9 protein-coding genes and 3 pseudogenes are annotated in these 12,096 nt (G+C 34.4%); 4 read left to right on the top strand and 8 right to left on the bottom strand.

Annotated features, from left to right (window positions below; genetic code table 11):
• Positions 1-65 precede the first annotated feature (65 nt).
• Together A6749_RS10545 and A6749_RS10555 are read left to right on the top strand one after the other, a co-directional pair.
• Positions 66-422 (top strand): winged helix-turn-helix transcriptional regulator, encoded by a 357-nt coding sequence (locus A6749_RS10545; RefSeq protein ID WP_084797794.1) that lies wholly within the window; start codon positions 66-68, stop codon positions 420-422.
• A 596-nt stretch (positions 423-1,018) separates the two neighbouring features.
• On the top strand, positions 1,019-1,546 hold the full coding sequence (locus A6749_RS10555) for an NUDIX domain-containing protein (RefSeq protein WP_066389140.1): 528 nt from the start codon (positions 1,019-1,021) through the stop codon (positions 1,544-1,546).
• A 184-nt stretch (positions 1,547-1,730) separates the two neighbouring features.
• Here A6749_RS10555 and A6749_RS10560 read toward each other — a convergent pair.
• Positions 1,731-2,159, bottom strand: a pseudogene (locus tag A6749_RS10560) (transposase).
• A 354-nt stretch (positions 2,160-2,513) separates the two neighbouring features.
• Between A6749_RS10560 and A6749_RS10565 the strand changes: the two are divergent.
• Positions 2,514-2,867 (top strand): annotated as a pseudogene (locus tag A6749_RS10565) (DNA-binding response regulator); the annotation flags it as partial.
• A gap of 729 nt (positions 2,868-3,596) precedes the next feature.
• Here A6749_RS10565 and A6749_RS10570 read toward each other — a convergent pair.
• Positions 3,597-4,910 carry a hypothetical protein gene (locus A6749_RS10570; protein WP_066389153.1) on the bottom strand — a complete coding sequence of 438 codons (1,314 nt, stop codon included), beginning with the start codon at positions 4,908-4,910 and terminating at the stop codon, positions 3,597-3,599.
• Positions 4,911-5,356: 446 nt separating this feature from the next.
• Here A6749_RS10570 and A6749_RS28605 point away from each other — a divergent pair, with 446 nt between their 5' ends.
• Positions 5,357-5,548 carry a hypothetical protein gene (locus A6749_RS28605; protein WP_169809853.1) on the top strand — a complete coding sequence of 64 codons (192 nt, stop codon included), beginning with the start codon at positions 5,357-5,359 and terminating at the stop codon, positions 5,546-5,548.
• An 8-nt stretch (positions 5,549-5,556) separates the two neighbouring features.
• On the opposite strand, the gene A6749_RS28885 is transcribed toward A6749_RS28605, so the two are convergent.
• The 6 genes and pseudogenes from A6749_RS28885 to A6749_RS10600 all read right to left on the bottom strand — a co-directional run bounded on the left by A6749_RS28885 (position 5,557) and on the right by A6749_RS10600 (position 11,583).
• Positions 5,557-5,760, bottom strand: coding sequence for a DnaD domain protein (locus A6749_RS28885; RefSeq protein WP_066389155.1), 204 nt, complete (start codon positions 5,758-5,760; stop codon positions 5,557-5,559).
• 86 nt (positions 5,761-5,846) lie between these two features.
• Entirely contained in the window at positions 5,847-6,464 is a 618-nt protein-coding gene (locus A6749_RS28890; RefSeq protein WP_066389160.1) for a hypothetical protein, read from the bottom strand.
• 455 nt (positions 6,465-6,919) lie between these two features.
• Complete coding sequence (locus A6749_RS10585) at positions 6,920-9,592, bottom strand: tetratricopeptide repeat protein (RefSeq protein WP_066389162.1); 2,673 nt, start codon at positions 9,590-9,592, stop codon at positions 6,920-6,922.
• Positions 9,593-10,243: 651 nt separating this feature from the next.
• Positions 10,244-10,953, bottom strand: a pseudogene (locus A6749_RS29280) (sulfatase-like hydrolase/transferase).
• Between the two features lie 22 nt (positions 10,954-10,975).
• Positions 10,976-11,137: a sulfatase-like hydrolase/transferase gene (locus A6749_RS29385; protein ID WP_407937527.1), complete on the bottom strand. Its 162-nt coding sequence runs from the start codon at positions 11,135-11,137 to the stop codon at positions 10,976-10,978.
• Positions 11,138-11,190: 53 nt separating this feature from the next.
• Positions 11,191-11,583, bottom strand: coding sequence for a hypothetical protein (locus A6749_RS10600; RefSeq protein ID WP_066389169.1), 393 nt, complete (start codon positions 11,581-11,583; stop codon positions 11,191-11,193).
• Positions 11,584-12,096: the final 513 nt, after the last annotated feature.

Here is a 12,096-nt window from a genome sequence, read left to right on the forward strand (position 1 = left end):
TGCTATCTGTCAAGTAGTTTACAATATGGTATGATTAAGAAAAGTAGAAAAAGAGGTTTGAGCGAATGAACAGGAATGCAAATGAGCAAAAGCCAATCAATGAATCACCCTGCCAAACGTACCGGCTCGCGATTGAATTTATCGGAAAACGCTGGACGGGGATCATCATTTATCAACTATTAGAGGGACCGAAGCGCTACCATGAACTCCTTCATACCATTGATGGGATTTCGGACAGGCTGCTATCCGAGCGATTAAAAGATTTGGAATTAGAAGGTTTGCTAAGGAAACGTGTTATAGAAGAAGCCCCGAAAAAAGTGGAGTACGAACTGACTCCTCCCGGCTATGAATTCATAGAAGTAATTAAGGCGATTATGAACTGGGCGGAGAAAAAAGAAGAGTATTTGAAAGGCGGAAAATGATATATTCAGTTGCAACTCTATCCAACCAAATAATACCCATAATAAATCAGATCAAGCTTCGACAAAATTTGGGCGGTGACCAGGCACCAATATTCTAATTAAAATTATAGTGGAACCTAAGAAAATAATTTCAAAGGTTCCAGATCTATTTAATAGGTTTAGGGTCAATGGCGTAGCGCTTATCATGTCCTAAACGATCCGTAACAAATTCGATTAGCTGCTTTAGCTGTCTTTGGGGCATTATTTTGTCTATTCCTTTATGGATCATAATGGATTTTATATTCCGGAAACTATTTGGTTGATGAAAAAACTTGCCCGCAAGAAAAATTCGCTTCTCTTGCTTTACCGTTATGGCTACAGCTTTATCACCTGATACCAAATTATTGTAAATTCTATTTAATACTTCAATAGAACTAAAAAGTCTACCATACTCGAAAAGGAATTCCTTCCTCCTTTTGAATCCACCTACTATATCCTTAATGATAAATAAAATTCAAACGTTTGTTTAACAGCTTTCAGTCTGCTTCCCCATTAGATTTACCAATAAACTATCCAATCAAGTACAATGTACATATACTAAATGAGAGGTGAGCCTAATGGAATGGAATATTCGTTCATCAAATACAGAGAAAGTGGATCGCTTTAAGGTTACGGTTGATCAGGTTGTTCTTCCCAATGGAGAGGAAAAGACATTTTCATATTTAGATTTTGCCAAAGGGGTTTGTGTCCTTCCAATTACTGAGGAAGCAGAAGTTATTTGTCTAAAGCAATACCGCCACACATTAAGAAGCTGGCAGTGGGAACTGCCCGCTGGAATGATTGAGGAGTCCGATCAGTCACCCCTGGAAACAGCGAAAAGAGAGCTCGAAGAGGAGACAGGCTATATAGCCGAGCACTGGCTTGAATTAGGAAGCTTCTATCCATCCCCAGGTTCAACGACAGAGGAGATATTCTTGTTTGCCGCGGCTGGTCTCGTTCCTACTGAACAAAAGCTTGAAAACAGCGAGAAAATTGAATTACATAAACTGACCATGGAAGAACTAAAAACGTTAATCAAAGTTGGCGACTTCAAACATGGTGCAGGACTCGCTGCAGTATTAAGATATAAATTCATGACTGATTAATTCGAGTGGTGATAGGCACAGGATTTTATTTTGATATTGACCAGGATGGAAAGGCAGTGATATCACTGCCCTTTTCTACTAAACATCTACAATATCTTACACTCTTCTATTCCCCTGCCCCTTCGTAATAGACCAACAGGCTTCCTAAATACATAAACAGGGTGGAACGGCAGCTAAATATATATTATAAATAATAGCTGATCCATGGATAATGTACGGGTTTCTTGGTTATTTTGGCTTCTACAGGGTTTAAATGAATATAACGGCTGACCGCAAGCACCCTTCTATCCTCAATTACTTTGTCATAATATCGTTTCTCAAACACATGACCGGTTAAACGGTATTTTGTATTATAGTAATTAGCGTATCGTTTATTAATCAGCAGCATCAGTTTCGATAGTGAATATTCCTTTGACCTCATTTGCAGATGTTAAGGATTATTCATTAAACAATAGGAGGCCATAACAAAAGGGAATTTTTCATGGAGTTGATGGAAGATATGAAGGAAGGCTTGATAATCACCGGCATTTCGAAAAAGCGGATCACGGCGATTTCCTCTACAGACAACATGATAATAACAGTTGGAAAACCATACTCTTTTTGGACGTGACATTAGGTTTCCCTTGCTACAGACTGTTGTGCATGTAATCCTCATGCACGCGAATTTAGGATATATTCAATAATCAAATTGTTGAATCGTAATTTATGAAAACTGTTTAATTCCACTTGATGGTTACACCATTTCCATATGAATGTACTAACCAGGATATCTATGAAAGAGCATGGAAAATTATACGGGAGTTCTTCAAAGGTTAACATATGAATTGAAACCATTAAAAAAGCACCTCTAGAAACACATTGTAATAAGAGGAGCTTTTTATTGGTAAAGAGTGGGCGGGGCTTGTAAATTCTTTGTCAAAGAGTGGTACAAAGGATGGCAGTGGTGATAAATTCCTATAGCCGAAATCTGCCTGAAATGAACGGACTTAAGGCAGCTGAGGAGTTAGTGTCGTCTGGATGCAAAGTAATCATTCTAACGACCTTTGCTCGGAAAGGTTATTTCAGAATGGCATTAAAAGCGAATGTAAAAGGATATTTATTAAAGGATAACCCAAGTGAAGAGTTAACCCGTTCGATTCGCTGTATTATGAAAGGAAAGCGGATTTATGCCTCCGAACTAATTGATGATGAAGGAGACCTGGTAGATTCTCTTGCTGATGATCAAATATTAAATACCCATCATCAGCAAAGAAAAACAAATGGTACGGTCAAAAATTACTTTTCCACCATCCTAGGTAAAATGAAGCTGCCAACTGGGTAATACCTTACATTCGAATAGTTGATGCCAGTCCCCTAGTGGGGAGGGTACACTGAATTTGGGACAGACTCCTCTTAAAGGCGGTCTGTCCTTATTCATTTGTATCATTGTTGTTACAAAGGCTATTGAACATGTGAAATTAGGAATGTCTACCACTCCCAATTAATCTCATGATTACAGCCACAAGAATGTACCATCTCTGCCATGTTTTTTACCAGCAGTTGCAACGAAATGTACCACTTGCTGTAAAAGTATTTACCAATAGAAAAACGCCAACTAATTTTGAAATAAAAAAGCCTAAATCCTCTTTATTTTTACCGAGGACTTAGGCTTTTGGTCATCAATCACGCCGATTGTGGAGTATCATATTCTATTGAATAGTATATTTGTACTGCCCAATAAATTTATCTATTGTTTTTCTAATTGTTTATGCAACAATAGCGCCCGATTGCTGAATATCCTAACTGAAGTAAAGCACCTTTACTTCACCTCAATCTCCATTTTTAATATCATTTCTATTGCTTTCATTATTTTTCTTCCATTTCTTTAGATGGCTTTACTTTTTCAACTACCTCTTTGATATGTCGTACAAAATCTGCGGTAGGATTGGTGCAAGTGCCTTTTTAAAAATTTATTGCCCTAAAAATCACCAAATTTCAGTCAAATAACCTCTAATTATTTACAGACTGTATGGAGTGGGAATAATAAAAAGGAGCATAGAAACCGCGCATATTATAACTTCCGTATTACCCCCTCTTTAATTCCAGTAATATAATCGCCGTAAATATTCCTTGTTAAAAACTCATTTTGTACACCTAATCTCCATTTTTCATTTGAAGCAGCAATATAATACTTAAACATATCTTCAACATGTAAATTACTTGACTTTTTATAATAATTCTCATAGCTACTAAATGAACTTATATACCTACAATATATTTCAAAAAGGAGAGTTTCGTCAAAGTAACTATCCCCTATGAAACTGTAAGTATTGTCATTTCCAAAAAAGAACTGTGTCATTTTTAAAATTAGGTCAAACTGATGCTCTTCTAGAACAAACCACTCTTTATCAAGATGTTTAGGCTTTTCTGGTTCCCCTTTATCATAACGAATTGCAGTTATAAGTTTAGAAATGTAACTACCAGTTATTACTACCAACATATCTGCTAATTGTAATCCAACGAAAACTTTAGAATCCTGGTCTACCAGCACTTTCCCAAATCCAATCTTTTCAAATGGCTCAGAAGGTATACCTTGGTCAAGAATTAACGTTGACTGCTCAGGTTGCCATATATCTTTTAACTTGTTCTCGGATAACCATAAGTCAACATCGAAGCTCACCTTATCCCAATCAAATGATACTTTTTCAAACACTAAATTATCAGCTAAGTGTTTCCCCTTCCCAATTATTGTTATCATATTTTTGTAATCTTCTAATTGATATTTCATTCTAGTGTTATTTTTGTGCTTTGCTACGAATTCTTTCAAATCTTTTTGAATAGAATATAATATTTCATTAATTTTTTTTTGTGGATCGAAAAGATTTTTAATGACCTCTTCTGATGCTTCTAATTCACAATATTTTGTGAGGCTATATTTCAACAATATGGCGGATTTAATAAATCTTTTAGATTCAAGTTTTAGAATCCATTGTGTGAGTCTGGCATCAACAACCATTGACATTTTATTTACTGAAAAAAGTAAGTTAGAAACGTCTGCCTCTATCAGGATATCAAATAACTTAAGATAGAAATCACTATTAACTTTTTTTATACTCGCAATGCCAAATTTGAAATTCCCCTGTAGAATATCAGTTCCTTTTAGTTCCTTTTTTACTTTATTTTTTTGTTCTTCTCTATAATCTTCTACAAGTTTAGAATATTTTTTGATAATATCCTTTATAGAACTTTCAGGGATATAAAGTACATCAGCAACATAAGATCGCATTAAATCATCACCAAGACTTATTCTTCTATCATCACTATAGTTTCTTGAAATTCTAATCGTTTCCTGTGGTCCCTTTTCATCAATAAAAACTTGTCCCATAGTTAATTATCCTCACTTCAATTTTAGTCAGATTAACTTTTTATTGATATTGTAAACTGTTATCTGTATCCACTAAATTTCTTATAGTTCTATTTCTTTAGATTCGATATCCACTGAAATCCCATTTGTTGATAACTCAATAAAACACCCGTAACCATCTATTTTAGCCATAATGAGTTTTGTGTGACATTGCCCCATCCTATCTTTTATTCCGTTAAATATCCCGATTGTTGAACACCTGATAAATAAAACCTTTTTAATAAAGTTATCACAAACGAAATTATTTGTTGCGCAGTAATTATCTACTACTATAATATAAGAGTTAATCTGGACCGTTTGCAGAAGACTGATCTTATTGAAAGTCAATCCAATTTTTTATAACATTTTGATTCTCAGAACTATCGTTTATATCCTTTATCACCAGATAGATTACAGTGGTAAACAGTTTGTCATTCTTTGATACATTCTTTGTCATTCGGTTGGTAGAGGTGGTACATTCCAATGGCCGTAATCAATCTAACAAGTCATCCATCTTCGAAAAAATTCATGTGGTGCCTGTCACCATTATTCCAGGCGGTGACAAGCACACGTATTTAGAAGGATTGTTCAGCCACACTCCTCCTCTTCCCCAGCCGTAAGATCGAATTCAAACCCATCTGGAATAGATCTTCCGGCAAGAATCGATTTCTTCTACGGTCAGTAACGATTCATTTTGCCGATTTTTCAGAATTCCCACCACATAGCTCAGCCTTCGCTTGTTATTGGCACAGGCAATAGTCATCGCCTTTAAAATCACCTCTTTAGGGCGTAGAAAGCTAGAATCATCTAACAGCTGCTGTTTCCCATTCACGTTCGTAACACCAAATCCATTAGAGTCCCAAAAAGCAATTACCTCGTTAACATCATCTGTTTTTTGATTACGCTGTAATTGATTCTCTATCTCAGGGTGGTTCTCACGATATGGGTTAAAAACTTTTTGTTGTTGTTTTTTTTTTCTTTTTTATTTTCTTTTTCTTTTTGTCCACGTATCGTATGACGAGACGTGAACGACCCGTCCATTTCTTCATATTGGATTTTATATGTATCATTTTCATCCTGTTCTCTTTCGCCCTTATCGACACTTCTCTCTTCTTGTTCACAAAAAGATTCAAAGAGGCTGCGAATTTCCTGTTTCTGAATGGATTCCGCAACATATTGAATAAGGGAGTGATCCTCAACCTCTTTCAGTTCGGAAACGATACAATCTATTACTGGTTTCCCGCATGCATGCAGGTTATCTTTCCCCCAGTTTTTAATCGCAAGTTCTCTTGTTTCTGGATTGTATCGAATCAACAGATGATGATGGATGAACCGTTCCATTAACGCATGCACACTCTCGATGGAATAGCCTAAATCAAAAGCCATTTGCTTTTTCGTTATTTGATAGATTCCAATTTGAGTTGTATTGGGATTCGTCAGCAGATAAAGATAAAAATACTTATCCTCCGGGCTCATCTCCTCTGAAACAACTGGATTCGTCCAAAAATTAGTACGCACCATTCGATACTTAGCCATCCGCAACCAGTCCCTTCTTCACCTATTATTCCCTTCATAGTACATATATGGAATAAGGGGATATATGGACAGCCTTTTTTTCAATAAGATGTGAATGTTTGATGGCTTTTTTCCACAAAACAATTAAGTCCTAGATAACCCCAAAATTCTGGTAGTGTGGGGTTCGAATGCGAGAAAAATTACAATTGAAATTAAGTTACTCCATTCTCTTTGATACTTGCTAACAGGTGATTCAAACAATTGATTCGTTCTTTTTGGATCTCCTTTCTAAGAGTGCCATCATTAGTAACACCTCTCGATTCGACAAAATACGGGCGGTGACAGGCACCAAAACTAAATACTAAAGAAACAATTGTTTTCAATTAGGGCTAAAATCTGATACACAATACAAATTTTATCTACCAGTAAGTCCCCGATACTTAAATTGAAAAGGCATCGGGGGATTAAATTCTTTATTAGGACTCGTTTGTCAATTTGCGGTATAGTTCCTTATATTTTGCTACCCTATTGGAATCCTTGTAGGTATTTGATAAGGTTAAGATTATTTTTAGTATATCAATGACCTTTTGATGATTCGGACTGAATACCCTCCTAAGCTGTTTGTATTGTTGTTCATAGACAGGTATCATTGATCGATACTTTTTTAAGTTGTTTAGTAGTTGCAGGTAATCATTGATAATCTGAATAGAATATTCAGGAGTTAGAGATTCTTTTCTACTCCTGATTCTTCGAAATGTTTTCCTTAGATACTCCTCTGCTTGGGGAGTATTGGGCTCATTTTTATAGATTAATCCCAATTTATAATAACATTCCGTCAGCAAACTCGAATCCCCATTTATTTCCTCTAATAAAGCTATACATTCTTCTAGATTCTTCTTTGCGTCTGGAAGATTATCCTTTCTTAAGGAAATATTATACAAGCCATAATAGCCATATACAGTATAAATGTTTCTTATGCCGAATTTTTCCAAAATCCCCATACTCTGTATATACTCTTTTTCGACTATCTGTTCAGTAGTAGGTGGATAAAGTAACATCGAATGTTGGAGCATTAACCTGTGGTGAGCATAATCCGGATGTTCCGGATATAAACGTTCACCAACATTATTGGCTTTAGTATAATAAGAAATTGCGTCAACTGTTTTACCATGAGAAGCATAGAAACTCCCAAAATTATGGTAGTGTCTCCCAATTTCGGCGCTATCTTCGTCGAGAACGGTAATTGCATTTTTAAATAGAGTTTTAAGCTCATGGAACTCACCAGGAAATCCTAATGCCATTTCTATTGATAAATAATCTAACACAATACTAGCAAATTTCGGATTAGCGGTATTATTTTGATCTTCCATTCTTTGATAACAATTTAAAGCCTTAGAAATTTCCTCAAATGCGTCTGTTAATTGGTTCATTTTTTGATATAGTGTACACATGTGTTGATGGCCTCTTGCTAACAATGATAAAGAATTATCATCATTTTCTCTGGAGAGCTTATCAATACTATCTGTTAAATATTTCTTTGCTTGCTCATAGTCTTGGATTTGAATATTAAAGTCACCCAGATCATTTAATAACATGTAAGAGAAAATCCCATTAGGTATGAAGGCTTTAAACATTTCCAAAACCTGAATAGGAGCAGAAAACTCTCCATTATTAATAAAATAACTATTATAAGGCTGGAACTCTAAATAAGTTAATACGATATTTTCAGTTTTGCCTCCATGGTAGGCCCCTTCAATCAGGGCATACATTAATTCAGTATTAACCGGAAGTTGGGTCGATTGTGCAACTTTTAATTTTTCCATATAGTAAGAAAAAACTGTCTTGTTAATCCGTTTATATAGGTCTTCATTTTCCTGTTTTAACTGCTCTTCTAAAGATTCTTTCATTAGGTCATGCATGTACCACATGTTTTCCAAGGGAGCTTTTGTAATAAAGGAATGTTGAAATAACTCTGTAATTGAGATGGTCGAAATGCCGGTAGGATGTTCTTTTACCAAATGGTTTGCCAGTTCAGTATTCCACCTTCTCAAAACAGACAATAATTTAAGTGTCTCTCTATCAGGCTTGTCCAAGTGATTTAAAAAGTTTTTAACAACACTCTCTTTATTATTTAGGAAATCTTCAATAGTGGGCGTCCTTTTTAACCCAATCTTATTGTAGGTTTCAATACACAACATAACGTACAACGGAATTCCATTGGTTACTTCAAAAATACAATCTTGCATTTCTACATTTTTAATATAATATAAGTCAAGGAGAGCCTGTACTTCTTCTTTTAAAAGGTGATCAATTGGTTGAGGAGTCTTGGATGCCTTTTTTAATTCCGTATCTATCCAAATAATTGGGTCCCTGCCGAAAATTAACCATTCAAATTCCAGGAAATTTTTAACTAGTTTCTCCATCCATGTATAATTGCCGTGGATATCAGCATATCTTTCTGCCATGTATTGATATTTCTCGAATGTATCTACGATAAAAATGGCATCCACTTTCTTTTTAAGGCAATATCTTCGTAAATCCATGGACCAAAGTTCTAATAGATGATTTTCAATGTCATTTGGCTGCATATTCGGTAATCTTTTTATAAAATCAATGCCACGAAATGTTCTCCAATCGGTTAATTTTTTGTAACCAATGCTTAAAAAGTTTATTGTTTTTGTTAACAGCCCTACCCCTGGTATTAAATCGAATTCTTTACCTGTATCCTTTATCTGATCCGCAATTTCCTTTATAACATTTTCAGTGTAGTCACCGCCTTCAAGCAGTTTAATATTTAAGTTCCGATTGTAAGTGTTATACGGACTAATTTTGGCCCGATAGATTTCATCCGCAAAATAGAATAGCGGAAAGTCAATATCTTTATAGGTTTGTTTTAAATTACTGCTTATAATGGCTAAAGCATTGGCAAGGGAATCAATTCCCCGATTTTTAAAATCGATATGTATTTGAAGTGTTTTAGGATGGTCCGCTTTTATCTTTTGGGCAATTTCATCTTTTAAACTAGATTTTCCAATCCCCCCTACGCCATAGTAGGTCAATATTGTCATTTGTTTGTTTGCATTATTAAAAAAGTCAAAAAAATTATCAAGATACTTTTTTCTTCCAGTAAAACGCAAAGAATTTTCCAAAAAATATCACTTCCTATTATTATTGATTATTTACTAAAAAAATGAAGTACCATATAATAATAAATCTAATTTGAAATTAACTCCATAAGATTAGTTCAAAAGAACTATTTTTATTGAAGTTTGATAGGTTCATACTAATAGAAATTGAAGAAGGTTGTTCTTTGAACCTGAAGTTCTGTGCTTCTAAATAGGTGAAAGAATTCAAAGGAAATGTTATAAATGCCATTTGGGCTTTTTCTGTAGTAATACGGATCATGTGAATATAACTTTCTTCTGTTCTTATTTAGTTTAGCTGAATATTCATAAACTACAGAAATGGGGCCAAAGATTCCTTCAAAGGCGATCTGGGTATCACTATTAAAGGTATTAAAGTAATTGATCATATTTCCGGAAAGCTTCTTGGGTGTCCTTGAGCCATTATTTATTTCAACTAGAAGGTCCACTTTAAACGTGGTAATTTCATCGCTGTCATAATATTTAAAAACTTATATTTTTTCAATAAAAACTTCCATAATCGACACCAATAATCCTTTTGGTTTCAGCCAGTGAAGTTTACCCAATGATTGTCATGTTGATGGCGATATTGGCCATTATTAATCTATTGTCATTAATAATCTTATTTAAATCAATAAATGCATTCATCGTAAATCCCTAAACTATTGCCTTTTTTGAAAACCAATTACTACATTGAAATAAATTATTCTTACTATACTGTTCCCCCACCAACAAATCATACTCAATCAATTCGTAATCATGTAGTAACTCTTTCTGCTTCTTTGTAAGTTTGTTAGTAACAAATTCTTGATTACCGTTAATTTGCAAATTGAATTTTAGGCCTGGTAAATTTTTTTTCAATTTATCAAGCAGCAAATAAAAAGGAGGAGTATTTAAGACAGCCATTTTAAATACCGTCGGTCCAAAATAAACTGGACTTAATGTATGTAATTCTTGTTTCTCCAATTTATAATTTGAATAAATCAGTAATGGCGTTTCCGAGTACTCCATTTCATATAAATCTTCATTCTTAGTATCGGCATAGTTTGCAGCTTTATATATAGCCAAACTTTGACCTAGCGCCGGCAGGTGATCACCCTCAAAAACAACAATAGTTGGTTCACCCGACTTTTCAATTTCTCCACCAATTGCTGAAGCGCTTGGTCAGCTTGCTTTATTCCCTCAGAATAAACCGCCAGTTTCTCATTAAATTTAGATGAAAGACCGGATACCTTCACAGTATTCTCCGGATAGCGGCCAGGCAGGTAGTCAAAATGGTTTTGAATTGAAACTGCATGAATAAAAACTGGCTTCTGCTCGCTTTTTACTTTATCAATTATTTCTTTAGATAAGGAATTATCAGATATATAGGGACCTGCTTTTTCCTTATTATTTCATTGTGTTCATATCGAAAAAGTGATTAAATCCAAATGTTTTATAGACTATATTTCTCTTATAAAAAATTTTATTATAAGGGTGAATGGCCATAGAGTCATAGCCTTGATTCTCCAAATTGCTAACGATTGTTGGGATAAATGTTTTCTTATCAATTAAGTATTGGTACGGAACTGTACCTACCTTAAAGAAATAATTAGTAAACCCTGTTAACGCTCAAACTCGACATTGGCAGTGCCGCCGCCAAAAGAAGAAGATAGATTGTATCCCGAGGTATATTTCCCCATTAACCTTCGAAGATTTTTCATAGGGTCTTCACTAAAATGAAAAGCCGAGAGCTCCGTAGGATCCCAGAAGGCTTCACTCATAAGGTAAATATTATTCGGTTTCTGTTCAATTTGTTTACATTTATTGGTCACGTTCATCCTATTATACTTCGCAGTTATGGCTAGAACATTTTTCTTTGTATATCCCTTTGGTTCATCAAATGCGTCATTTTGCATATTTGATATGAAACCAAATATAAAACCATTTTTCGAATAATTTTCTATCTGATTCCAATCAACAACCTCTATATTGGCTTTATCAACTAACTTTTTCATAAAGGTCTTCGAATAAAATGTATATGAAAAAAGTAATGCAGCCGTTACTACTAAAAGGATAATCCTTCCCATAAACGGATTTTTATTTTTGGCAACAGTTTCACAAAGTATAAAATGATAATAAGAGAAATAAAAAAAATAATAAGCTTATTAATAGAAAGATATTCACTAATCATAGGAATAACGTCTTTAATCTGTGTCACATGGCTAAAATCGGTTGGATATAAAGGCTCTACTCTTACACTTAATTTCGTAAAATGTACAATACCAATTGCTAGAATAGAGATTGTTGTTAAAACCGAACTAAGATGTATATTGCCAATTAGTGTGAACATAATTAGATATATTAAAAATAAATATAAAGCCCCGGCTAAATAAATACTTATGTCTCCTAGTATCCATCTAAAAGTGGTTAATGAATCTTGCAGACTCTGAAAATACTCCAAGTAATAGCTGGAAAATAAGCTAAATATGGACAATAGCCATAATATATAGATATATTTCGAAACCTTT

The organism is Neobacillus mesonae, from assembly GCF_001636315.1.
Classification (GTDB): Bacteria; Bacillota; Bacilli; order Bacillales; family Cytobacillaceae; genus Neobacillus; species Neobacillus mesonae.